This is a genomic window from Pseudomonas sp. PP3 (genome assembly GCF_905336995.1).
GTDB lineage: Bacteria > Pseudomonadota > Gammaproteobacteria > Pseudomonadales > Pseudomonadaceae > Aquipseudomonas > Aquipseudomonas reinekei.
This window is the reverse complement of record NZ_HG995459.1, coordinates 5,723,840-5,747,830: the sequence shown is the minus strand read 5'-3', so window position 1 is coordinate 5,747,830 and position 23,991 is coordinate 5,723,840. Positions and strand designations below refer to the sequence as shown.

Genomic DNA, 23,991 nt, shown 5'->3' with positions numbered 1-23,991 from the left:
CGCCTCAAAAAATTAATGGTTTCACCTTCTGCGGTTTAGACGGTTGCACGCCCAATGAAAATGGGCCCGAAACAGTCGAAATAACAATAAAGCAGCGACTTTTTTCAGAAAAAAAAACCGATGGCACGGCCCTTGCTCTGAGCATTCAGTGAAGTCGCAGTGCCAATTAAAAAAAACCATGGAGCACCACCTCATGTCCCAGACGTTTTACAAGAAAGGCTTTCTGGCCCTCGCAGTGGCAACTGCGTTGGGTGTTTCTGCGTTTGCTCAGGCTGACATCAAGATCGGCGTAGCGGGTCCAATGACGGGCGCCAACGCGGCATTTGGCGAGCAGTACATGAAGGGTGCACAGGCAGCAGCCGATGCGGTCAACGCAGCGGGCGGCGTAAACGGGGAAAAAATCGTACTGGTCAAGGGCGATGACGCCTGCGAACCGAAACAGGCTGTGACGGTCGCCAAGGACCTGACCAACCAGAAAGTGGCCGGCGTGGTCGGTCACTTCTGCTCCTCGTCGACCATCCCGGCCTCCGAGATCTACGACGAAGCGGGCATCATCGCCATCACTCCAGGCTCCACCAACCCGCAGGTTACCGAGCGCGGCCTGAGCGCCATGTTCCGTATGTGCGGTCGTGACGACCAGCAAGGCATCGTGGCCGGCGACTACATCGTCGACGTGCTCAAGGGCAAGAAAGTCGTCGTGCTGCACGACAAGGACACCTACGGCCAAGGCCTGGCTGACGCCACCAAGGCGCAACTGGTCAAGCGCGGCGTAACGCCAGTGCTGTATGAAGGCCTGACCCGCGGCGAGAAAGACTTCAGCACCATCGTGACCAAAATCCGTGGCGCTGGCGCCGACGTTGTTTACTTCGGCGGTCTGCACCCGGAAGCCGGTCCTCTGGTTCGTCAACTGCGTGAACAAGGCCTGAAAGACGTCAAGTTCATGTCCGACGACGGCATCGTGACCGACGAACTGGTGACCACCGCTGGCGGTCCGCAATTCGTTGACGGCGTGCTGATGACCTTCGGTGCCGACCCACGCCTGCTGCCAGACAGCAAGACCGTGGTAGACGCCTTCCGCAAGGCCGGTACCGAGCCAGAAGGCTACACCCTGTACGCCTACGCTTCGGTGCAAACCCTGGCTGCCGCTTTCAACGGCGCCAAGTCCAACAAGGGCGAAGAAGCGGCTGCCTGGCTGAAGAAAAACACAGTCAAGACTGTCATGGGCGACAAGACCTGGGACAGCAAGGGCGACCTGAAAGTCTCCGACTACGTGGTCTACCAGTGGGACAAGGACGGCAAATACCACCAGCTGGAAAAACAGAAGTAAGGGCTGACTCGATCACCTGAACCACGTTGACCACTTGTAGGAGCGGGCTTGCCCGCGATGGGGCCAGATCAGTCGACATCAATGTTGGCTGATACACCGCTATCGCTGGCAAGCCAGCTCCTGCAGATGGGTGGTGGCTTGCCTGATCGTGATTGACATTGCTCCGACGTAAATCTGTATTTTCCTTAGAGGAACCGCACAGCCACATGTGCAGGTTCTCATTGCGTGAGATTGCGTTATGGATGGTATTTTCCTGCAGCAACTGGTCAACGGCCTGACCCTCGGGTCGGTCTATGGCCTGATCGCCATCGGCTACACAATGGTCTATGGCATCATCGGCATGATCAACTTCGCCCACGGCGAGGTTTACATGATTTCCGCTTACCTCGCGGCAATCAGTCTGGCTCTGCTGGCTTACTTCGGTATCGAATCCTTCCCGCTGCTGATGCTCGGCACGTTGATCTTCACTATCGTCGTCACGGCGGTGTATGGCTGGGTCATCGAGCGTGTCGCCTACAAACCCCTGCGTAACTCCACTCGACTGGCACCGCTGATCAGCGCCATCGGTATCTCGCTGATCCTGCAAAACTATGCACAGATCGCCCAGGGCGCCAAGCAACAAGGTGTTCCGACGTTGCTCACAGGAGCCTGGCGTGTCGAGGTCGGTACAGGTTTCGTGCAGTTGACCTACACCAAGGTCTTCATTCTGGTCGCCGCGTTTGTCGGCATGGCCGCGCTGACCTACATCATCAAGTACACCAAGCTCGGCCGCATGTGCCGTGCCACCCAGCAAGACCGCAAGATGGCTTCGATTCTGGGGATCAACACCGACCGGGTGATTTCCTACGTGTTCATCATCGGTGCAGCCATGGCGGCCCTGGCCGGCGTGCTGATCACCATGAACTACGGCACATTCGACTTCTATGCCGGCTTCATCATCGGGATCAAGGCATTCACCGCTGCGGTGCTCGGCGGGATTGGCTCGCTGCCTGGCGCCATGCTCGGCGGGATCATCCTCGGGATTTCCGAGTCGCTGTTTTCCGGTCTGGTGAACTCGGACTACAAAGACGTTTTCAGCTTCTCGCTGCTGGTTCTCGTTCTGGTCTTTCGGCCCCAAGGCCTGCTCGGCCGTCCTCTTGTGTCGAAGGTGTAAGCGATGTCTTCAACCACTAAAAAAACCATTGATATCAAAAAAAGTCTGGTTGACGCGATTCTTGCCGGCCTCATTGCCCTGATTGTGTTCGGGCCGATTGTCGGCGTCGTTCTCGATGGCTACGGCTTCAACCTGGAAACCACCCGTGTGGCCTGGATTGTCGCCATTGTCATGGCGGGTCGATTCGCCCTGAGTTTGTTCCTGCAAACCCCCAAGGGCCTGAAAATCCTTGAGGGTTTTGAATCCTCCGGTTCCGGGGTTCATGTACTGGCGCCTGACTACAAGTCGCGCCTGCGCTGGATCATCCCGCTGGTGATCGTCATCGCCGTGGTGTTCCCGTTTTTCTCCAACTCCTACCTGCTGGGCGTGGTCATCCTCGGACTGATCTACGTGCTGCTGGGCCTGGGGCTGAACATCGTGGTCGGCCTGGCCGGCCTGCTCGACCTGGGTTACGTGGCGTTCTATGCCATCGGCGCCTATGGCCTGGCACTCGGTTATCAGTACCTGGGCCTGGGTTTCTGGACGGTGTTGCCGCTGGCGGCGATCACGGCGGGGCTGGCCGGTTGCATCCTCGGCTTTCCGGTGTTGCGCCTGCATGGTGACTACCTGGCAATCGTGACCCTGGGCTTCGGTGAAATCATCCGCCTGGTCCTCAATAACTGGCTGTCCCTGACCGGTGGCCCGAACGGCATGCCGGCACCACTGCCGACATTCTTCGGCCTGGAATTTGGCAAGCGAGCCAAAGACGGTGGCGTACCGTTCCATGAGTTTTTCGGCATCGCCTACAACCCCGACGTGAAGTACTACTTCATCTACGCGGTGTTGTTCCTGGTCGTGTTGGCTGTGCTGTATATCAAGCATCGTCTGGTGAAGATGCCGGTCGGTCGAGCCTGGGAAGCGCTGCGTGAAGACGAGATCGCCTGCCGTTCCATGGGCCTGAACCACGTGCTGGTCAAGCTTTCGGCGTTCACCATCGGCGCATCGACGGCCGGTTTGGCGGGTGTGTTCTTCGCCACCTACCAGGGCTTCGTCAACCCGACCTCGTTCACCTTTTTCGAATCGGCGCTGATCCTCGCCATCGTGGTGCTCGGCGGCATGGGCTCGACCATCGGCGTAGTGATTGCCGCCTTCGTGTTGACCGTCGCCCCGGAGTTGCTACGTGGCTTCGCCGAATACCGTGTCCTGCTGTTCGGCATCCTGATGGTGTTGATGATGATCTGGCGCCCTCGCGGCCTGATTCGGATCAGTCGTACCGGTGTGACCCCGCGTAAAGGAGTAGCGCCATGAGCGAAGTCGTACTCAGTGTCGAAAAGCTGATGATGCACTTTGGCGGCATCAAGGCGTTGAGCGATGTCAGCCTGAAGGTCAAACGCAATTCGATCTTCGCCCTGATCGGCCCCAACGGCGCAGGCAAGACCACGGTGTTCAACTGCCTGACCGGGTTCTACAAGGCCTCCGGCGGCAAGATCGAGCTCAACGTGCGTGGCGAGCAGACCAACGTCATCAAGTTGCTGGGCGAGTCGTTCAAACCGACCGATTTCGTCTCGCCGAAATCCTTTGCCAGTCGCCTGTACTACAAGATGTTCGGCGGCACCCACCTGGTGAACCGTGCCGGGCTGGCGCGGACTTTCCAGAACATTCGCCTGTTCAAGGAAATGTCGGTGCTGGAAAACCTGCTGGTGGCCCAGCACATGTGGGTCAACCGCAGCCTGTTGGCCGGCATTCTCAACACCAAGGGTTATCGCAAGGCCGAAAGCGATGCGCTGGACCATGCGTTCTACTGGCTGGAAGTGGTGGATCTCGTGGACTGCGCCAACCGCCTCGCCGGTGAGTTGTCCTACGGCCAGCAACGCCGCCTGGAGATTGCCCGGGCCATGTGTACCCGTCCGCAGATCATCTGCCTCGACGAACCGGCTGCCGGCCTCAACCCTCAGGAAACCGAAGCGCTGAGCGCGATGATCCGGCTGCTGCGCGACGAGCACGATCTGACCGTGGTGCTGATCGAACACGACATGGGCATGGTTATGAGTATTTCCGACCACATCGTGGTGCTGGACCACGGCATCGTCATCGCCGAGGGCGGCCCCGACGACATCCGCAACGACCCGAAAGTGATTGCCGCCTACCTGGGCGCCGATGAAGAGGAAGTGGTATGACCCAACCCATCCTCGAACTCCAGGAACTGGACGTGTTTTACGGGCCGATCCAGGCCCTGAAGAAAGTCTCGCTGCACATCAATGAAGGGGAAACCGTCAGCCTCATTGGCTCCAACGGCGCGGGCAAGTCGACCCTGCTGATGTCGATCTTCGGTCAGCCGCGTGCGGCGGACGGGAAGATCCTCTATCAGGGCGTGGACATAACCCACAAGTCGTCGCACTACATCGCCTCCAACGGCATCGCGCAATCGCCGGAAGGGCGACGGGTGTTCCCCGACATGACCGTCGAGGAAAACCTGCTGATGGGCACGATTCCGATTGGCGACAAGTACGCCAAGGAAGACATGCAGCGCATGTTCAAGTTGTTCCCGCGACTTGAAGAGCGGCGTACCCAGCGTGCAATGACCATGTCCGGTGGTGAGCAGCAAATGCTCGCCATCGCCCGTGCGTTGATGAGCCGGCCGAAACTGCTGTTGCTCGACGAGCCTAGCCTTGGCCTGGCACCCATCGTGGTCAAGCAGATCTTCGCCACCTTGCGGGAACTGGCGCAAACCGGCATGACCATCTTCCTGGTCGAGCAGAATGCCAACCATGCCCTTCGCTTGTCCGACCGCGCCTATGTGATGGTCAACGGCGAAATTCGCATGTCGGGCACCGGCAAGGAGTTGCTGGTCAACGAGGATGTGCGTAGCGCTTATCTCGGCGGGCATTGATTTGTAGCTTGCAATAAAAACGCCCTGACAAAATCAGGGCGTTTTTTTATACCCGCGTAAACCCTTCAGGAGCTGCCGAAGGCTGCTCCTGCAAGAGCGGCGATGTGAGCTGAGGGAAATTGTGGAAAACAATATTCCGAAGCTTCCAAACCGCGACATAAAGCCGCTGCAAATAGTTGTTTTGTCACAGTTTTGACTTGTCCCCGTTTACTGTGGAGCTGGCTGTGAATAACGTGGGAGTAGCTGGCTGAAGGCCTTTGAAACCGTGGCTTGCAGAGGTGTGGTTGTTTTTTGATCAGGCGTTTTTACTTGGCTGAAAGAGCGCGTTGTCAACCTTTTTGTTGCTGGTGAAATCCACAGTATTCGGCTTGCACAAGCCTGTGGATAAGTCTGTGATTAAACTCTGGAAAGACTCGGCTGAAGGCCGTGGTTACTGGCTTGGCGCCATCGCCGGTTTGACCTGACAGTCATGAAAATGGCCAAGGGCTACACAGCACGTGCTTGAGGGTCAAGCAAAAAAGTTTCAAAACCCGGCGCAAAGCCTTGTGGATAGCGGCTTGCAGCTTTTCCACTTGCCCCCAAAGACTGTGGACCGGCCTGTGGATAACGTGCGCGCACATGGCTGCAAGCCACGATCTGTATGGCTTTCCCGACACTGATCATTTTCTGAGCAGAATGTACCCCTGTGGGAGCTGCCGCTGGGGGAACGTGGTTGCCGGTAGGAGCGTGGCCGGGCATGCTGGCTGCTGATTTTCTATTCCAATGGCTGGCGATCAGCCGAAGCAAGGAGAACACGATGTCCAACACCCTGTTTATTACCGGCGCTACCTCCGGTTTTGGTGAAGCCTGTGCCCGTCGTTTTGCCGAGGCTGGCTGGAAACTGGTGCTGACCGGTCGTCGTGAAGAACGCCTCAATGCGCTGTGCGCCGAGCTGTCGAAGCAGACCGAAGTGCACGGCCTGGTGCTTGATGTTCGGGATCGCAAGGCGATGGAAGAGGCCATCGCCAACCTGCCGCCGTCCTTCGCCACCCTGCGCGGGCTGATCAACAACGCCGGCCTGGCGCTGGGTGTTGACCCGGCGCCCAAGTGCGATCTCGATGATTGGGACACCATGGTCGACACCAACGTCAAAGGCCTGATGTACAGCACTCGCCTGCTGCTGCCGCGCCTGATCGCTCACGGTCGTGGTGCGGGCATCATCAACCTGGGTTCCATCGCCGGTAACTATCCGTACCCGGGCAGCCACGTGTACGGCGCCACCAAGGCGTTCGTTAAACAGTTCTCCCTGAACTTGCGCTGCGACCTGCAAGGTACGGGCGTGCGGGTCAGCAACATTGAGCCGGGCCTGTGCGAAAGCGAGTTCTCGCTGGTGCGTTTTGCCGGTGATCAGGAGCGTTATAACGCGACCTACGCCGGTGCCGAGCCGATCCAGCCGCAAGACATTGCCGACACCATTTTCTGGGTTCTCAATGCCCCGGCGCACATCAACATCAACAGCCTGGAGCTGATGCCGGTCAGCCAGACCTGGGCCGGGTTTGCTATCGAACGCAAGTCTTAAGACCGCATGACGGCCAATCGCGGGCAAGCCCGCTCCCACTGGGTTTTGCGGTGTGCATACGCACTATGCCACGCAAGATCACTGTGGGAGCTGGCTTGCCCGCCATAGCTATCTGGAAGTCAACGCAGATAATCAGCCAACCCGCTATAACAGGTCGCCAGGTGATAAGGCGTGGTCGATGGCATGTCCCGACGGCTGACCGCACCGTGAGCGTCGCGGCATTCATGCCAGCCACCTGCATGCAGGAAATGCTGTTGCAAGGCCTGCAACTGGCGCAACACCGCCGCTTCGCTGTGCGGGCGCAGTGTCAGCGCCCGCAGGTATTCGGCCTGAGCCCAGATGCGCTGGGTGGCATCTCGCGAGCCGCCGTCAGGGCCGAGGTCGAGCATGGCTCGCACCGCACCGGATGATTGATCGACGCCCAATTGCTCGGTAAAGGCGAAGGCCCGTTCCAGTGAGGCATGCAATTTCGAGCCGCGCAGCAGCGCCGATGATTCCAGCAGGAAATACCATTCGAACTGGTGCCCCGGCTCAAACCAGTTATCCACAGCGCCCAAGGGCTTTTCCATCAACACGCCGTGTTGCGCATCGATAAAGCGTTTCTGCATGGCTGTGCATAACTCGACGAGCCCGCGTTCCACGGCAATGTCTTGACGTACCGATAAGGTCGCGAGGAAGGCTTCGGCCAGGTGCATCAACGGGTTTTGCAGGGGGCCGCTGTCCAGTGACGACCAGTCTCTGTCGAGGCTGGCTTCGTACAAGCCATCACCTGTGGAAAAACGCCGGGCGATCACTTCCAGCGCGGCGTTGAGCACCGATTCCACCAGTGGCTCGCGAACCTTGTCCCAGTAATGGGCGCAGGCGAACAGGATGAAGGCGTGGGTGTAGAGGTCTTTGCGTTGATCCAGCGGCGCACCCTGCGGATCGATGCTGTAGAACCAGCCCCCATGCTCGGCGTCGTGAAAGTGCCGTTGCAAGGAACGGAACAGCGCCGCCGCGCGTTCTTCGGCGCCCGGTACCTGGCCGATCAGGCTGGCGAACAGATACAGCTGGCGCGCGCAGGCCATGGCCCGATAGCGTTGCGGTGGCAGCGGCTGGTGCCCGGCGTCCAGCGCTTCGTAGGGCAGTGCCATGTCGGCATTCCAGCCGGGACCTTGCCAGAGCGGCACGATGACGCCCTGAAAGTGCTGTTGCACCGAGGCGAACAGGTTGGTCAATTCAGGCTGGGAGGCGGAGCGGGGAACATGCGGCATTGGCTGGCGTCGTCACGGCAGGGGCGATTGCGCGACATGTTATCAGGCCTGAGACATGTGGTGTCTGTCCGACCGCCATCGCTGGCAAGCCAGCGCCCACACGGTCAGTGCAAACCCTTGTGGGCGCTGGCTTGCCAGCGATGAGGCCTTAACGGGCGCTAAAGAAATCAGCTGGCCAACAACCAGGCCCCGGTAGCTGCCGACGCCGCACCTGCCAGTCGCACCAACGGCGCCGCCGCCTGAGGCAACACCCGCACCAACGCATAACCCGCCGCATGCAACGCGGCAGTCGCCGCCACGAACCCGACGGCATACGCCCAGGGGCTGGACATGTCCGGCAGCTCCAGGCCATGGGCCACACCATGGAACAAGGCAAACATCGCCGTGGCTGCCACCGCCAGGCTCAACGGCGGACGCACCGCCAGCGCAACCGCCAGGCCCAGCGCCAACACCGATGCGGCAATCCCGCTTTCCAGTGCTGGCAGGTTCAGCCCTTCAAAGCCCAACAGGCCGCCGAGCAACAGGGTCCCGACGAAGGTGCACGGCAGCGCCCAGCGCACGGCGCCTTTTTGTTGTGCCGCCCACAGGCCGACAGCGAGCATCGCCAGCAGATGGTCGAGGCCGCCGATGGGGTGGCTGATGCCGGCGATCAAGCCATTGTCGCCGTGGCCCGGGTGGGCGAAAGCGAGGGCCGGGGTGAGCAGCAGGGCCGCGGCGGCCAGGATGCGTTTCAGTGTCATGGATAAGCTTCCTTGTTGGTAAATGTCGATCAGGCTGCGGTCAGCAAGCCTTGGCGTTCGATGAAGGCAATGATGTCTTCCAGGCCTTGGCCGGTTTTCTGGTTGCTGAAGACGAATGGCTTGCCGTTGCGCATGCGTGTGGTGTCGCTGTCCATCAGGGTCAGCGAAGCGCCCACCAGTGGCGCCAGGTCGATCTTGTTGATCACCAGCAGGTCGGACTTGCAGATACCCGGCCCGCCCTTGCGTGGCAGCTTGTCGCCAGCGGAAACGTCGATCACGTAGATGGTCAGGTCCGACAGTTCCGGGCTGAAGGTGGCCGATAGATTGTCGCCACCGGACTCCACCAGAATCAGGTCCAGCCCCGGAAAGCGGCGGTTGAGCTGGTCCACGGCTTCGAGGTTGATCGAGGCGTCTTCGCGAATCGCCGTGTGCGGGCAACCGCCGGTCTCCACGCCAATGATCCGCTCCGGTGCCAGCGCTTCGTTGCGCACCAGGAAATCGGCGTCTTCGCGGGTATAAATGTCGTTGGTCACAACGGCCAGGTTGTAACGGTCGCGCAGGGCCAGGCACAGGGCCAGGGTCAGGGCGGTTTTGCCGGAGCCGACCGGGCCGCCGATGCCGACGCGCAGAGGTTGTGTGTTCATGTGGTTCTCCAAAATAACAGGCCCTAGGAACGGAACAGACGGCTGTACTGGCGCTCGTGGGCCATACACGCCAGGGACAGGCCAAACGCGGCGCTGCCAAAGTGTTCGGGGTTGATCTGGCTGGCGTCCTGCTGGGCTTGTTGCAGCAGCGGCAGCAGTTCGCTGGTCAGGCGCTGGGCGGCTTGCTGGCCCAGCGGCAGGGTTTTCATCAGCACCGCCAGTTGGTTTTCCAGCCAGCTCCAGAGCCAGGCGGCCAGCGCATCCTGCGGGCTGATTTGCCAGGCACGGGCGGCCAGCGCCCAGCCCAAGGCCAGGTGGGGTTCGGGACGTTGCTCAAGGAAGGCGCGGGCGGCTGCATCGAGTTCTGGCAGGCCGTTAAGCAGCTGTTGCAGGGAATAACCCATCTGCCGGCTTTCCTGATGCAGTTCGCGGGTTTCGCGGCTGGCGCGGTGCTCTTCGCAACGTTGCAGCAGTTCGCACCAGTTTTCCTCGGCGGCGGCTGTGCAATGGGCGAGCAGCAGCGGTGCCTCGAAGCGGGCGAGGTTGAGCAGCAATTGATCGCTGATCCAGCGTCGCGCGCTGTCAGAATCGTGGACGCGGCCATTCTCCACCGCCATTTCCAGCCCTTGGGAATAGCTGTAGCCGCCAATCGGCAATTGCGGACTGGCCAAACGCAGCAACGCCCATGCGGGGTTCACAGGCGCACGCCGAACTGATGCAGCTTGGGCGGGTAATTGAAATCTTCATCACCGTGACGCGAGTGGTGATGGCCGCCGCCGTAGGCACCGTGTTCCGGCTGGAACGGGGCTTCGATGTTCTCGGCGTGGGCGCCCAGTTGTTCGAGCATGGCCTTGAGCACGTAATCGTCGAGCAGGCGCAGCCAGCCGTCACCGACTTGCAGGGCCACGTGGCGATTGCCCAAGTGATACGCCGCGCGGGTCAGTTCGAAGGCATTGGCGCAGGTGACGTGCAGCAGTTGTTCGGGGCGGGCACAGACGCGGACGATGCGACCGTCTTCGGCCTGTAGACATTCGCCGTCGTACAACGGCGATTGCCCGCGCTCCAAAAACAACCCGACGTCTTCACCCTCGGCACTGAAACAGCGCAAACGGCTTTTGCTCCGGGCTTCGAACGTCAGGTGCAACTCGGCGGCCCATACGGGTTGAGGGTCGATTCTGCGATGAATCACCAGCATCGGAAAGCTTCCAGCAATGGACAATGCTGAGGCTAGAGCAAGGGGCTTGCCAATCGGCGCGATGTGTAGGAAATGCCTGAGGGAAGGGTAGGGCGTGCGGTTGGGTGCTGGGGATTTTGATTGAAGTTGGTGCGAGTTATTTTGCGATGCACCAACTTGAGGCGACCCAGCGCTTGTCTGTGGGAGTGAGCCTGCTCGCGATTGGGGCGTCACGGCTTTTCAGGTGTACCGCATTAGCGTTCTTCTTGAGCAGGCTCGCTCCTACAAAGGGCGTTACTCGGTACTGCCCAGGCCCTGCCAATGCTTGAGGCCGATAAAGATGAAGCGCAATTGCTGGGTGATCTTCGCCTGGGGCGTCAGGTGTTCAGGCAGTGCCTCGGCCGGTGGGTCGATGATGTCCGGCAGGGTGGCAAACACGCTTTTGACGATCAGGTCGGCCATGACGCTCAGGCCGGCGATGTCGAGGTGTTGCAGCTTGGGCATCAGCGACAAGTCTGCGGCCAGGTCCGAGCTGATGTTTTCGCGCAGGCGACCAATCGCCTGGCGCACCGGCAGCGAGCCACCGTACTGCTCGCGGGCCAGAAACAGAAATTGCGAACGGTTGGCGCTGACCACATCGAGAAAGATCCGCACCGACGCATCAATAATGCCGCCCATGACGAACTCGTTGTGCCGCACCAGGCGAATGGTTTCGCGGAAGGTCTGGCCCACTTCGCTGACCAGCACCAGGCCCAGTTCGTCCATGTCGGCGAAATGCCGGTAGAAACCGGTGGGCACGATCCCGGCGGTTTTCGCCACTTCGCGCAGGCTCAGACTGCCGAATCCCCGGCCGCCTTCCATCAAATGACGGGCAGCGTCCATCAAGGCGTTGCGGGTTTGTTGCTTCTGTTCGGCGCGGGGCAGCATCGCAAGGGTGTTTTCTGAAGTAGGACAGCGGCGCACTCTAGCAAATCGGCTTCGCTGGCGTCGAACGGGGACAGGGAGATCGAACGGGGAAGTATTCGGCTTCTACAAACGGAACAACCAGAAAGTCAAAAGCCCAATCCGGTGATTGGGCTTTTTTTCAGGGCCACCATGGGCTCAGCTCAAAGCGCTGTTGCGTTCGATCACACGGTCACCACCGCCTTCAGCCAGTGTTTGGCCAGGGGTACGATCGGAACCGTCTGCAGCCAGTGTTTGGCCAGGGGTACGATCGGAACCGTCAGCAGCGAGGGTTTGGCCAGGAGTGCGGTCGGAACCGTCAGCAGCGAGGGTTTGGCCCGGGGTGCGATCGGAACCGTCAGCAGCAACAGTTTGACCTTGTGGGGTTTTGTCGTAGCCGTCTTCAGTGATCAGGTTTTTTTCTTTCAGGCGATCGTTACCGCCTTCAGCCAGGGTTTGACCTGGAGTGCGGTCGGAACCATCGGCAGCGACGGTTTGGCTGAATACCGAATGGTGGTCTTTGGCTTGTGGAGTAGCCTGTTCTGCGGCTGGCAGGGCAAAAGCAGTGCTGGCCAGCATGGAGAGGGTAAGACTAAGCAGTAATTGGCGTTTCATGATTGGGTGCTCCGTAGGAGGGCGATAAATTGGGTACGAGGGCAATGCTACTCTCGATAAGTCGATATAAAAGTTCATAAACGCAATGTTAATAATCAACGGAATTGATTGTTCTCTGCAGGCCTTGTAAACCGGGGCTTTGCGCCCGTTACTTTTGCACCGAGGTGGGTATTTTCGACTCACGCGTGCCACGCAAAAGTGCGGGGCCGGTAACGCTGCAGGAAGGTAGAGAGCAGCAAGCGAGCGCTGGATTGCGGCAAAATCGGTTATTCGATTAAACCTGCCGGCTGTTTTTCAGTCGTAGATTTCATAGCGGGCCGGTTTGGCCCAGCGATTCTTATGGGCGTCGCCGTCGGGGCGTTCAGTCGTATCAGGAGTTTTGTGCAATGACGCGCACCCGTAGAATTATCGCCTGGACCACGGCCACCCTCGTTGTATTGCTGGCTGTGTTGGTGCTGATCATCGTGTTTTTCGACTGGAACCGGATCAAGCCGCCCCTCAATGCCAAAGTATCCGAAGAGCTGCATCGACCATTCGCTATCAACGGCAACCTGGCGGTGGTCTGGCGTCGCGAGCTTGACGAAGGCGGCTGGCGGGCCTGGGTGCCATGGCCGCATGTGGTGGCCGAAGACCTGACCCTTGGCAACCCGGACTGGTCGAAAACGCCGCAGATGGCCAGCCTCAAGCGAGTCGAATTGCGCATTTCGCCGTTGGCCTTATTGGGGCAGCGTGTGGTCATCCCGCGCATCGATCTCACTGAACCCAATGCCGAGCTGCAGCGCCTGGCTGATGGGCGTGCCAACTGGGTGTTCAAGTTCGACCCTAAAGACCCGAACGCCGAACCTTCGCCGTGGGTTGTGGACATCGGTGCGATAGGCTTCGACAAGGGCCATGTCACCCTCGACGATCAAAACCTGAAGACGCAACTCGACCTGCTGATCGACCCGTTGGGCAAGCCGATTCCCTTCAGCGACATCGTCGGCGACAAAGCCGCGAAAAAAGCCTCGGATGAGGGCGCAGCTCCCATGGACTACGCGTTTGGCCTGAAGGTCAAAGGCCAGTATCACGGCCAGAAACTCGCGGGCCAGGGCAAAATCGGCGGACTGCTGGCATTGCAGGATGCGAACCGGCCGTTTCCCCTGCAGGCTCAGGCGAAAATCGGTGATACCAGTGTCGAGCTGGCTGGCACCCTGACCGACCCGATGAACCTTGGCGCCCTGGACCTGCGCCTCAAACTGGCCGGCACCAGCCTGGGTAATCTCTACCCGCTGACGGGCGTGACCCTGCCGGATACCCCGCCGTATGCCACCGACGGACATCTGATCGCCAAGCTGCACGAGCCTGGCGGTGCGGTGTTCCGCTATGAAGAATTCAACGGCAAGATTGGCGAAAGTGACATCCACGGCAACCTGACCTACGTCGCGGGCCAGCCTCGGCCAAAACTCAGCGGCTCACTGCTTTCCAATCAATTGCTGTTTGCTGACCTCGCCCCGCTGATCGGTGCCGATTCCAATGCCGAGCAAAAGGCCCGTGGTGGCGAAAGCAAGCAACCGACGGACAAGGTGTTGCCGGTCGAAGAGTTCAAGACTGAGCGCTGGCGCGATATGGACGCCGACGTCGAGTTCACCGGCAAACGCATCGTGCACAGCGAGAAATTGCCGTTCAATGATCTCTACACCCATCTGGTGCTGACCGACGGTGTCCTTAGTCTTGAACCGCTGCGTTTTGGCGTCGCGGGCGGCAAGCTGGATGCGCAGATCCGCCTCAATGGTCGCACCGAGCCCTTGGAAGGCCGGGCGAAACTCACCGCGCGCGGCTTCAAGCTCAAGCAGTTGTTCCCGACCTTCGAGCCGATGAAAACCAGTTTCGGTGAGCTCAACGGCGACGCCGACATCACCGGTCGCGGCAACTCAGTGGCCAAACTGCTGGGCAGTGCCAACGGCAACCTGAAAATGCTGATCAACGACGGCGCCATCAGCCGCGAGTTGATGGAGCTCGCGGGGTTGAACGTGGGCAACTATGTGGTTGGCAAAATCTTCGGTGACAAGGAAGTGAAGATCAATTGCGCCGCGTCCGACTTCGACATCAAGAACGGTCTGGCGACTACCCGATTGTTCGTCTTCGATACCGAGAATGCGATCATCTATATCGATGGCACGGCGAACATGGCCACCGAGCAACTGGACTTGACCATCACCCCGGAATCCAAGGGCTGGCGTTTGATCTCGCTGCGTTCACCGCTGTACGTGCGTGGCAAGTTCATCAAGCCCGACGCAGGCGTGAAAGCGGTGCCGCTGATGTTGCGCGGCGCCGGAATGGTTGCGCTGGGCGTGATCGCTGCTCCGGCGGCGGGGCTGCTGGCGCTGGTGGCGCCGAGCGGCGGCGAGCCGAATCAATGCGCGCCGTTGTTGGAGCAGATGAAATCGGGCAAGGCACCGGTCACCGTCAAGCCAACAAAATAATCGGGCGCCTGTCAGGGCCTCATCGTCGGAACGCCGCCCGAGCAGGCTCGCTCCCACAGGGGATCTGTGTTCGCAGAACCCATGTGGGAGCCAGCCTGCTCGCGATAGCGGTCTTTCATGCCAGCGCATGCCCCGACGCCAACGCCTCTTCACGCAACCAGGCAAAAAACGCCCGCACCGGCGGATGCCGCTCGCGACCGGGTACGCACAGGGCGCTGTAACCGGCGCCATCCACCTGCACATCCCCCCGATAAGGCAACAGCAACCCGTTGGCGACACTTTCCGACACCAGAATATTGCTCGCCAGCACCAGGCCTTGCCCGGCGATGGCCGCTTGCAGGGCGTAATGCTCTTCGTCGTATTCACGCACGGCGGGCTGGCCGCTCAGCCATGTCTCGCCGGATTGTGCGCACCAGGCCTCCCAGCCATGGGCATAGAGCTTGGAGTTGTGCCAGTGCACGCTGATCAGCGTCGGTACGCGGGTTGACGCCAGCGCCACTTGCTCGGGCGAGCCATAGACGCCAAAGAACTCATCGAACAGGCACAAACCGTACAGGTTCGGGTAGTCATCAAGGCTGTAGCGCACCACCAGGTCGACGCTGGCGTCCTGATGCAGGTCGATGACGTCGCAATGGGTGTCGAGGCGAACGTTGATGTTCGGGTGCCGAGCGTAAAAGCGGCCCAGCCGTGGCACCAGCCACAGGGCGGCGAAGGCGGCGGTGGTGGAGATCGTCAGGCTGGTGCCGCTGCGCTGCGGTCGCAGGGTGTCGACGCTTTGCGCCACATCGAGAAAAGCCCCGTGCAGGCTGTGGAACAGCCGTTCGCCGCATTCTGTCAGGCGCACTCTGCGGGGCAGGCGCTCGAACAGCGGCACGCCGAGCCAGGTTTCCAGCGAGCGGATCTGATGAGACACCGCCGTCGGTGTCACCGACAGTTCTTCGGCGGCGGCCTTGAAGCTCAGCAGGCGCGAGGCGGATTCAAAGGCGCGCAGGGCGGTCAGCGGCAACGAGGCAAACATTAAATGCTCCAAGGATGAAATAGATTCATCCCGACTGATTTTTGCTCATTTGAATGAAAGCAGCTGAGAGCTTCAAGCTGCAAGCCACAAGTGTATTCAGTCTAGCCCTTGAGGAGATTCAGATGAGTAAAATTCTTGCTGTTCATGCCAGCCCACGGGGTGAGCGTTCCCACTCGCGGCGCTTGGCCGAGGTGTTCCTGTCGGCGTTGCAGGCGCGTAATCCGCAGGTGCAGCTGACCCGCCGTGAAGTTGGGCGGGCGCTCATTCCGCCGGTCAACGAAGCATTTGTGGCTGCCGCGTTTTATCCCGAACCCAACGCCCGGCCATTGTCGATGCAGGCGGACCTGGCGTTCAGCGATGAGCTGGTCGGGGAATTGCTCGGCCACGATCTACTGGTGATTTCTACGCCGATGCACAACTTCAGCGTGCCCAGTGGCTTGAAGGCCTGGATCGATCAGATCGTGCGGCTCGGCCTGACCTTCAATCACACCCTCGACAACGGTATCGCGCAATACGAGCCGCTGGTGCAGGGTAAAAAGGCCTTGATCGTCACCAGTCGCGGCGGCTTCGGTTTTGGTCCGGGCGGCGAACTGGAAGCGATGAATCACGCCGATCCCTTGCTGCGCACGGCGCTGGGTTTCATTGGCATCACTGACGTCACGGTGGTTGCGGCCGAGGGCGAAGAGTCCGAGGCGCGCACTTTCGCGGTGTCCGCCGCCGAGGCCGAACAGCGCTTGCTCGCGCTGGCCAGGGCATTCTAGATGGCCTGGCTGTTTTTACTGATCGCCGCCGGATTCGAAATCACGTTCGCCATGGGCATGAAGTACGCCGAAGGCTTCACCCGGCTCTGGCCATCGCTGATCACCGTGGTGGCCGCGGTGGGCGGGATCTACTTCTTGACCCTGGCCATGCGTGAGTTGCCGGTGAGCATTGCCTACCCGATCTGGACGGCCATCGGTTCGCTGGGCACGGTGTTTCTCGGCTTTGCACTACTGGGTGAAAGCCTGACGGCGGTCAAGTTGCTGTCAGTGGGGCTGATCGTCGCGGGCGTGGTTGGGCTGAAGTAGGACGGATGTCATAGACTGGTCGTCGAGTTGTCATCTTCGCTGGCGATGCTTGGCGGATGTCTTGCATCACGCCTTGCGTCACCTCTCGATCACAAGGATGTCCGCCCATGTCGCAAGGTTCTGCCCCGCGCTACCCAATGGTGCTGGTCCCGGGAATGCTCGGGTTTATCCGTCTGGTGCTTTATCCGTATTGGTACGGCATCGTCGATGCGTTGCGCCGTGGTGGTGCGACTGTTTTCGCTATCCAGGTTTCGCCGCTCAACTCCAATGAAGTGCGGGGTGAGCAGCTGTTGGGGCGGATCGAAGAGATTCTGCGCGAGACAGGGGCGCAGAAAGTCAACTTGATCGGCCACAGCCAGGGCTCGCTGACCGCCCGTTACGCGGCGGCCAAGCGCCCGGACCTGGTCGCCTCGGTGACGTCGGTCGCGGGGCCGAACCATGGTTCGGAACTGGCGGACTACCTGCACCGACACTATCCCCATGACAGCACCAAAGGCCGCTTGCTGACCTTTTTGCTGCGCATCATCAGCGCCGTGATGAGCTGGCTGGACACCGGTTATCGTGGGCCGAAGTTGCCGGTGGACATCCATGGCTCCCACCATTCACTCACCACTGAGGGCGTCGCGCTGTTCAACCAGCGTTATCCACAGGGCCTGCCCGAGACGTGGGGCGGGCACGGTCCGGAGGAGGTGAATGGGGTGCGTTACTACTCCTGGTCCGGGACCCTGCAGCCGGGCAAGACCGATCGCGGGCGCAACCTGCTCGATGGCACCAATCGCAGTTGCCGGCTGTTCGCCAAAACCTTCGTGCGTGAGGCCGGGCATTGCGACGGAATGGTTGGCCGCTACAGCTCGCACCTGGGAACGGTGATTGGCGATGAGTATCCGCTGGATCATTTCGACATCGTCAACCAGTCACTGGGGCTGGTGGGTAAGGGCGCCGAGCCGATCAGATTGTTCGTCGAGCATGCGGCCCGGCTGAATGCGGCAGGCCTCTAGGCCGCCTGTGGCGAGGGAGCAAGCGCCCTCGCCACAAAAGTATTACGCGCGCCCCAACACCGTCGTCCAACGCTCCGAAACAATCACTCCGCCCAACGTCAGCACCCCGCCCACCAGGTGATACAGCGCCAGTTGCTCATGCAGCACCACGGCCGCGATCAGCGCAGTCATCACCGGCAGCAAATTGAAAAACATCACCGTCCGGCTCGGCCCCAGGCGCACCACCGCCTGCATCCACGCCAATGGCGCGACCATCGAAGCCAACAGGCAGGCGTACAGCACCAGCGGAATATTGTGCAAGGTCGGACCGATTTTCGGCGAGGCAAGAAACAGCGGAAACAGCACCACCACCGCCACCAGCACCTGTAAATACAACAACACCAGCGGCGGCAATTTCAGCTGCCATTTCTTCAGCAATGTGCTGTAGACCGCGTAGGCCAGCGTGGCGACCAGCATCATCGCGTCGCCCAGGTTCACGCCATGTTCCAGCAGCAAGCCGAGGCTGCCGGAGGACACGACCACCAACACCCCGGCGAACGACAGTACCGCCCCGGCCAGTGCGCCGGCGGTCAGGCGCTGGCCGAGACTGATGATCGCCATGGCGAGGGACATCAACGGCATCAACGACAGAATGATGCCCATGTTGGTGGCCGAGGTCAGGGCCGCGGCGAAATACGCCAGGCTCTGATAGACCGCCATGCCGAGCACGCCGAGGATGAAAATCTTGCCCAGGTTCGGGCGAATCTGCGGCCAATGGGCAATCACAGGCTTGAGCATGAAAGGCGTGAACAGCAAACCGGCCAGCAGCCAGCGATAGAAACCGATCTCGGCGGGGAAAATCGCCCCGGCCGACATTTTGGTGATCACGGTGTTGCCGGCCCAGATAAAAATGGCCAGCAGGGGATAAGCGTATTGCATCGAGAAAAACCAGAACGTTAATGAAGCGCAATTATCCACTGTCTGGATGCAAGCCTATACTCCGATCCAGACAACCCGCCCTTGATTCCGGACAGCATGACCAGTAAACACATCGATCTGCTGGATTTCAGCGAACTGCCGGCCCCGGTGTACTTCCGTTATGCCGACTTCGGCACCCATCAATACGCTTCGGCGCACCGGCATCCCTGGGGCACGCTGGAATATGCGGCCCACGGGGTCTTACACATGGATGTCGACGGCAGCCGTTTCCTCTCACCGCCGCAATACGCGGTGTGGGTGCCGCCCGAAGTCGAGCACAGTTTCTACAGCCATCAGCCGATCAATTACCGTGCGGTTTGCCTGGCGCCGGCGGTCTGTGATGATTTACCGCAACAGGCCTGCACGCTCGCCATCAGCGACATCCTCAAGTCGATCCTCAAGGACTTCGCCGCCCGTGACGTAAAGATTCCCGAGCTCGCCGCGGATAAACGCCTGGCCCAGGTCCTGGTGGACCAGTTGCAACAGGCACCGGTGCATGAATGTTACCTGCCCTATGCCTGCACGCCGGGACTGCTGGGCATCTGCGAAGCCCTGCAAGCCGAACCAGGTGACAACCGGCCTTTGGCGCACTGGGCGGCGCAGGTTCACGTCAGCGAACGGACACTGGCGCGGCAGTTTGTCCGTGAGTTGGGCATGAGCTTTGGTGAGTGGCGCCAGCGGCTGCGATTTCTGGCCGCGATTGAAGCGCTGGACAGTCATCGCAGTATTCAGGAAGTTGCTTTCGACATGGGCTACAGCACGGCTTCGGCATTTATTGCGATGTTCCAGCGTCAAGCGGGTTGTTCGCCTGACTATTATCGGCGATCCATGCGCCGCTCCTCAGCAGCACACAGAGTGCCAGGCGTTTGAGGGCGCGGCTCGCACAACCGGCCAATGACCATCCGGAGGAAGGTGTAACAACGCTTGACTACACTTTGGGTGAATGCCGCATCGCTCGGTGCGGCAACAAGGAGAAAACGCCATGAAGATAATGCGTGCCCCTTTGTTGATGGTCGGTTTGCTGCTCTGTTCCCAAGGCTTCGCCGCAACTGACCAGCAGAACAAAATGACCACCTGCAACGCTGAGGCGACCGCAAAAACCCTCAAGGGCGATGAGCGCAAGGCCTTCATGAGCAATTGTCTCAAAGCCACCCCGGCCGCCAACGATGCCGGCACTGCCTTGACCCCGCAGCAAGAGAAAATGAAAACCTGCAACGCCGATGCGGCCACCAAAGCCTTGAAGGGCGATGAGCGCAAGGCGTTCATGAGTGATTGTCTGAAGAAGAAATAAACATTCAGCGGGATTTGTGGGGGCTGTGAGGGCCTCATCGCGGGCAAGCCCGCTCCCACAGGTTTCTCTGTTGAACTCGATTTCCATGATCAACCGCAGACTTGTGGGAGCGGGCTTGCCCGCGATGGAGCCGGAACCGGCGCTGCAAAAAGCAGATTAACCCCTGACCAAGGTCGCCCCACACAATCCCTAGTGCTGACACCGGATCGCTGGCAGACTGCCAATCCTTTTACGCCGTTCGTTTTGAGGCAGTATGCCAACGTTTTCTCAGCGTCAAGTTTTGCTGGTCATCAGCTGGGTCATTATCTTTGGCGGACTGCTGCTGGTGATCCCGCTGCGTTTGCTGCCCAGCCTGCTGGCCGGGTTGCTGGTGTTTGAACTGGTCAACATGCTCACCCCGCAATTGCAGCGGCTGATCGAAGGCCGGCGAGCGCGCTGGCTGGCGGTGGCACTGCTGGGGACGTTGATTGTCAGTGTGCTGACGCTGATCTTCGCCGGCGCCATCAGTTTCCTGTTGCACGAAGCGGAAAATCCCGGGGCTTCCCTGGACAAATTCATGGGCGTGGTCGATCGCGCCCGGGGTCAGCTTCCGCCGTTCATCGACGCCTATCTGCCGGCCAGCGCCGCCGAGTTTCGCGTGGCGATTGGCGAATGGGTCAGCAAGCACCTGAGCGATTTGCAATTGGTGGGCAAGGACGCGGCGCACATGTTCGTGACGCTGTTGATCGGCATGGTGCTGGGGGCGATCATCGCTTTGCAGCGTATTCCCGACCTGACCAAGCGCAAGCCCCTGGCCGCCGCGCTGTTCGATCGTTTGCACCTGCTGGTCCAGGCCTTTCGCAACATCGTGTTCGCGCAGATCAAGATTTCCCTGCTCAATACCTTCTTCACCGGGATCTTCCTGGCGGTGGTGCTGCCGATGTTCGGCATCAGTTTGCCGCTGACCAAAACCCTGATCGTCCTGACGTTCCTGCTTGGCCTGTTGCCGGTGATCGGCAACCTGATGTCGAACACCCTGATCACCATCGTCGGCCTGTCGCTGTCGATCTGGGTGGCCATGGCGGCGCTGGGTTACCTGATTGTCATCCACAAGCTCGAATACTTCCTCAACGCGCGCATCGTCGGCGGGCAGATCAGTGCCAAGTCGTGGGAGTTGCTGTTGGCAATGCTGGTGTTCGAAGCCGCGTTCGGCCTGCCGGGGGTGGTGGCGGGGCCGATTTATTACGCGTATTTGAAGAGCGAGTTGAAGCAGGTGGGGATGGTTTGATGTGCTGTTGATCTGATTGTGGCGAGGGAGCTTGTCGGAACGCCGCACCGTCCCGCTGGGGCGCGAAGCGGCCCTAAAAATGGGACTGCTACGCAGTCCAGCGGGAGCAAGCTCCCTCGCCACAGTCGATCGGATCAGCCCATCGGGCCATAGCGCTTGGCAGCCTCGATCGCCAGACCACTGCCGATACTGCCAAAAATGTTCCCTTCCACATGCCGCGCATTCGGCAGCATCGCCGAGACGCTGTTGCGCAATGCCGGAATCCCGCTCGAACCACCGGTGAAGAACACCGTATCCACCTGATCCACCCGCACATTGGCATCAGCCAGCAACTGGGTGACGCTGTTGCGCACGCGCTCCAGCAGGTTGTCGATGGCCGATTCGAACAGGGCGCGGCTCAGTTCGACGCTCAGGCCGGCTTCGATTCGGTCCAGCGGCACGTGACGGCTGTCGGCGTGGGTCAGCTGGATCTTGGTTTCTTCCACTTCCATCGCCAGCCAGTGCCCGGCGCGCTGTTCGATCAGCTTGAACAGGCGATCGATGCCGCCGGTGTCTTCGATGTCGTAGCGCATGCTACCCAGGGCCAGAGTCGACTTCTGCGAATACACCGAGTTGATGGTGTGCCAGGTCGCCAGGTTCATGTGGTGGCTGGTGGGCATGTAGGCGCCACTCTTCATCCGGCTGCCGTAGCCGAACAGCGGCATCAGGCCTTGCAGGCTCAGCTGCTTGTCGAAGTCGGTCCCGCCGATGTGCACGCCGCCGGTGGCGAGGATGTCGTCGTGGCGGTTGTCGTGGGTGCGACGCTCCGGTGACAGGCGCACCAGCGAGAAGTCCGAGGTACCACCGCCGATGTCGACGATCAGCACCAGCTCTTCTTTTTCGATGGTCGACTCGTAGTCGAACGCCGCCGCAATCGGTTCGTACTGGAACGACACATCCTTGAAGCCGATGGCGCGGGCCACGTCCACCAGGGTGTTTTCCGCTTCCTGGTCAGCCATTTCGTCGTCATCGACAAAAAACACCGGACGACCCAGCACCACCTCTTCGAATTCCCGACCGGCGGCTGTCTCGGCGCGCTTCTTCAATTGACCGATGAACAGCCCGAGCAGGTCCTTGAACGGCATCGCCGTGCCGAGAACGCTGGTGTCGTGCTTGATCAGCTTGGAGCCCAGCAAGCTCTTGAGCGAGCGCATCAGGCGGCCTTCGTAGCCTTCCAGGTACTCGTGCAGCGCCAGCCGGCCGTACACCGGGCGGCGTTCTTCCATGTTGAAGAACACCACCGAGGGCAGGGTGATCTTGTCGTCCTCCAGCGCGATCAGCGTTTCCACGCCGGGGCGCAGCCAGCCGACAGTAGAGTTGGACGTGCCAAAATCGATACCAACGGCACGGGCTGGAGATGCGTTGTTCATGTCTTTCAAGTTCCGGTTAAAAAACGGCCGCGCAGTGTATGTCAGTGCGGCACAGAATCGAAGGCCGACTATCCGCTAAATCTTGCCATTTGGCGCCTTGAAAGATGCCGCATCACCCCCAAACTACCCTGCATCAACCGGACAGCCGCGCAACGACTGCAAGTCGTCCCGCCTGCTGCCGATAAACTTCTGATGCGCTGCCCGGTCACAACCTTGAGATCGGTCAAGCCCTGTGCTGCAAATAAGTGCATGCTGTGGCAGGTGGCGCGATTTCGATAACGGATGGTGATTCCCGCGATGGACTTCAAAGACTATTACAAGATTCTCGGTGTGGAGCCGACGGCAGACGACAAGGCGATCAAGGCCGCCTATCGCAAGCTCGCGCGCAAATACCACCCCGATGTCAGCAAGGAAAAGGACGCCGAGGCCAAGTTCAAGGATGCCTCCGAGGCCTATGAAGCGCTGAAAAGCGCTGACAAGCGCGCCGAATACGACGATTTGCGCCGTTACGGCCAGCACGGCCAACCGTTCCAGGGACCACCGGGCTGGCAGAGTCGTGGCGGTTTCGGTGGCGGCGGCCAGGATACCGGCGATTTTTCGGACTTCTTCAGTTCGATCTTCGGTAACCGTGGCCCTGGTTTTGGTGGTGGAGAGTCGCGCCGCAGCACGGGGCGTCGAGGGCAAGACGTGGAAATGGAACTGGGGATTTTTCTCGAAGAGACCCTCTCGAACGAATCGAAGAAGGTCACCTTCCAGGTACCGCAATACAACGCGGCCGGCCAGCACGTCAGCAACACCCCGAAAAGCCTGAATGTGAAGATCCCCGCCGGCGTGACCGACGGCGAGCGCATCCGCCTCAAAGGCCAGGGCGCACCGGGCGTCGGTGGCGGTGCCAATGGCGACCTGTACCTGACCATTCGTTTTGCGCCGCACCCGAAATTCGATGTCGAAGGCGAAAACCTGATCATCACGCTGCCGCTGGCACCGTGGGAACTGGCGCTGGGCACTGAAGTGGCCGTGCCGACCCTGACCGGCAAGATCAACCTCAAGGTCCCGGCCGGCAGCCAAAACGGCCAGCGCATGCGCGCCAAGGGCCATGGTTTGCTGAACAAGGCGGGTGAGCGCGGTTACCTGTTCGTGCAACTGAAGGCGGTCATGCCGAAAAAATCGGACGATGAGATCAAGGCCTTGTGGCAGGAACTGGCGAAAAAAGCGGCATTCGACCCGAGAGAAAATTTCTGAATTCA

General features: G+C 60.2%; 24 protein-coding genes. 14 read left to right on the top strand and 10 right to left on the bottom strand.

Annotation, left to right across the window (positions count from 1 at the left end; translation table 11 throughout):
* Positions 1-193 precede the first annotated feature (193 nt).
* The 6 genes from KHO07_RS26110 to KHO07_RS26085 all read left to right on the top strand — a co-directional run bounded on the left by KHO07_RS26110 (position 194) and on the right by KHO07_RS26085 (position 6,907).
* Positions 194-1,327, top strand: a complete 1,134-nt coding sequence (locus KHO07_RS26110) for an ABC transporter substrate-binding protein (protein ID WP_150735765.1) — start codon at positions 194-196, stop codon at positions 1,325-1,327.
* Between the two features lie 238 nt (positions 1,328-1,565).
* The gene (locus KHO07_RS26105; protein WP_046819754.1) at positions 1,566-2,480 is read left to right on the top strand and encodes a branched-chain amino acid ABC transporter permease; all 915 of its coding nucleotides are present in this window, start codon (positions 1,566-1,568) and stop codon (positions 2,478-2,480) included.
* 3 nt (positions 2,481-2,483) lie between these two features.
* The gene (gene livM, locus KHO07_RS26100) at positions 2,484-3,767 is read left to right on the top strand and encodes a high-affinity branched-chain amino acid ABC transporter permease LivM (protein ID WP_150735764.1); all 1,284 of its coding nucleotides are present in this window, start codon (positions 2,484-2,486) and stop codon (positions 3,765-3,767) included.
* Positions 3,764-4,636: an ATP-binding cassette domain-containing protein gene (locus tag KHO07_RS26095; RefSeq protein WP_150735763.1), complete on the top strand. Its 873-nt coding sequence runs from the start codon at positions 3,764-3,766 to the stop codon at positions 4,634-4,636. The genes livM and KHO07_RS26095 overlap by 4 nt, the downstream gene beginning before the upstream one ends.
* The gene (locus tag KHO07_RS26090) at positions 4,633-5,349 is read left to right on the top strand and encodes an ABC transporter ATP-binding protein (RefSeq protein WP_150735762.1); all 717 of its coding nucleotides are present in this window, start codon (positions 4,633-4,635) and stop codon (positions 5,347-5,349) included. Before KHO07_RS26095 ends, KHO07_RS26090 begins: the two co-directional genes overlap by 4 nt.
* A 796-nt stretch (positions 5,350-6,145) precedes the next feature.
* The gene (locus tag KHO07_RS26085; protein ID WP_150735761.1) at positions 6,146-6,907 is read left to right on the top strand and encodes an SDR family oxidoreductase; all 762 of its coding nucleotides are present in this window, start codon (positions 6,146-6,148) and stop codon (positions 6,905-6,907) included.
* Between the two features lie 119 nt (positions 6,908-7,026).
* Here KHO07_RS26085 and KHO07_RS26080 read toward each other — a convergent pair whose 3' ends face one another.
* From KHO07_RS26080 to KHO07_RS26050, 7 genes are all read right to left on the bottom strand, one after another.
* Positions 7,027-8,160: an AGE family epimerase/isomerase gene (locus KHO07_RS26080; RefSeq protein ID WP_212625913.1), complete on the bottom strand. Its 1,134-nt coding sequence runs from the start codon at positions 8,158-8,160 to the stop codon at positions 7,027-7,029.
* Between the two features lie 167 nt (positions 8,161-8,327).
* On the bottom strand, positions 8,328-8,900 hold the full coding sequence (locus KHO07_RS26075) for a HupE/UreJ family protein (protein WP_212625912.1): 573 nt from the start codon (positions 8,898-8,900) through the stop codon (positions 8,328-8,330).
* 29 nt (positions 8,901-8,929) lie between these two features.
* Complete coding sequence (gene ureG / locus KHO07_RS26070; RefSeq protein WP_056852405.1) at positions 8,930-9,544, bottom strand: urease accessory protein UreG; 615 nt, start codon at positions 9,542-9,544, stop codon at positions 8,930-8,932.
* A gap of 23 nt (positions 9,545-9,567) precedes the next feature.
* On the bottom strand, positions 9,568-10,242 hold the full coding sequence (locus KHO07_RS26065) for an urease accessory protein UreF (RefSeq protein ID WP_150735758.1): 675 nt from the start codon (positions 10,240-10,242) through the stop codon (positions 9,568-9,570).
* The gene (gene ureE / locus KHO07_RS26060) at positions 10,239-10,739 is read right to left on the bottom strand and encodes an urease accessory protein UreE (RefSeq protein WP_150735757.1); all 501 of its coding nucleotides are present in this window, start codon (positions 10,737-10,739) and stop codon (positions 10,239-10,241) included. The genes KHO07_RS26065 and ureE overlap by 4 nt, the downstream gene beginning before the upstream one ends.
* Before the next feature lie 273 nt (positions 10,740-11,012).
* Positions 11,013-11,645 (bottom strand): TetR family transcriptional regulator, encoded by a 633-nt coding sequence (locus KHO07_RS26055; protein ID WP_150705404.1) that lies wholly within the window; start codon positions 11,643-11,645, stop codon positions 11,013-11,015.
* A gap of 174 nt (positions 11,646-11,819) precedes the next feature.
* Positions 11,820-12,275, bottom strand: a complete 456-nt coding sequence (locus KHO07_RS26050; protein ID WP_150735756.1) for a hypothetical protein — start codon at positions 12,273-12,275, stop codon at positions 11,820-11,822.
* 386 nt (positions 12,276-12,661) lie between these two features.
* Between KHO07_RS26050 and KHO07_RS26045 the strand changes: the two genes are divergently transcribed.
* Positions 12,662-14,737 (top strand): AsmA family protein, encoded by a 2,076-nt coding sequence (locus KHO07_RS26045; protein ID WP_212625911.1) that lies wholly within the window; start codon positions 12,662-12,664, stop codon positions 14,735-14,737.
* Positions 14,738-14,852: 115 nt separating this feature from the next.
* On the opposite strand, the gene KHO07_RS26040 is transcribed toward KHO07_RS26045, so the two are convergent.
* Positions 14,853-15,767 (bottom strand): LysR substrate-binding domain-containing protein, encoded by a 915-nt coding sequence (locus tag KHO07_RS26040; RefSeq protein WP_191635287.1) that lies wholly within the window; start codon positions 15,765-15,767, stop codon positions 14,853-14,855.
* A 110-nt stretch (positions 15,768-15,877) separates the two neighbouring features.
* Between KHO07_RS26040 and KHO07_RS26035 the strand changes: the two genes are divergently transcribed.
* The 3 genes from KHO07_RS26035 (at position 15,878) to KHO07_RS26025 (ending at position 17,820) form a co-directional block, all read left to right on the top strand.
* The gene (locus KHO07_RS26035; protein WP_212625910.1) at positions 15,878-16,516 is read left to right on the top strand and encodes an NAD(P)H-dependent oxidoreductase; all 639 of its coding nucleotides are present in this window, start codon (positions 15,878-15,880) and stop codon (positions 16,514-16,516) included.
* Positions 16,517-16,822, top strand: coding sequence for a multidrug efflux SMR transporter (locus KHO07_RS26030; RefSeq protein WP_212625909.1), 306 nt, complete (start codon positions 16,517-16,519; stop codon positions 16,820-16,822). It abuts the gene before it with no gap.
* A gap of 107 nt (positions 16,823-16,929) precedes the next feature.
* Entirely contained in the window at positions 16,930-17,820 is an 891-nt protein-coding gene (locus KHO07_RS26025) for a triacylglycerol lipase (RefSeq protein ID WP_212625908.1), read from the top strand.
* A 42-nt stretch (positions 17,821-17,862) separates the two neighbouring features.
* On the opposite strand, the gene KHO07_RS26020 is transcribed toward KHO07_RS26025, so the two are convergent.
* Positions 17,863-18,738 carry a DMT family transporter gene (locus KHO07_RS26020; protein WP_150735750.1) on the bottom strand — a complete coding sequence of 292 codons (876 nt, stop codon included), beginning with the start codon at positions 18,736-18,738 and terminating at the stop codon, positions 17,863-17,865.
* A 96-nt stretch (positions 18,739-18,834) separates the two neighbouring features.
* Here KHO07_RS26020 and KHO07_RS26015 point away from each other — a divergent pair, with 96 nt between their 5' ends.
* The 3 genes from KHO07_RS26015 (at position 18,835) to KHO07_RS26005 (ending at position 21,335) form a co-directional block, all read left to right on the top strand.
* Positions 18,835-19,647, top strand: coding sequence for a helix-turn-helix transcriptional regulator (locus KHO07_RS26015; RefSeq protein ID WP_150735749.1), 813 nt, complete (start codon positions 18,835-18,837; stop codon positions 19,645-19,647).
* Between the two features lie 112 nt (positions 19,648-19,759).
* A complete protein-coding gene (locus KHO07_RS26010; protein WP_150735748.1) occupies positions 19,760-20,068 on the top strand; it encodes a PsiF family protein in 309 nt (102 codons plus the stop codon).
* Positions 20,069-20,321: 253 nt separating this feature from the next.
* On the top strand, positions 20,322-21,335 hold the full coding sequence (locus KHO07_RS26005; protein ID WP_150735747.1) for a hypothetical protein: 1,014 nt from the start codon (positions 20,322-20,324) through the stop codon (positions 21,333-21,335).
* Positions 21,336-21,469: 134 nt separating this feature from the next.
* Here KHO07_RS26005 and KHO07_RS26000 read toward each other — a convergent pair whose 3' ends face one another.
* Complete coding sequence (locus tag KHO07_RS26000; protein WP_212625907.1) at positions 21,470-22,744, bottom strand: Hsp70 family protein; 1,275 nt, start codon at positions 22,742-22,744, stop codon at positions 21,470-21,472.
* Between the two features lie 297 nt (positions 22,745-23,041).
* Between KHO07_RS26000 and KHO07_RS25995 the strand changes: the two genes are divergently transcribed.
* On the top strand, positions 23,042-23,986 hold the full coding sequence (locus KHO07_RS25995) for a DnaJ C-terminal domain-containing protein (protein ID WP_150735745.1): 945 nt from the start codon (positions 23,042-23,044) through the stop codon (positions 23,984-23,986).
* The last annotated feature ends 5 nt before the right edge of the window (positions 23,987-23,991 follow it).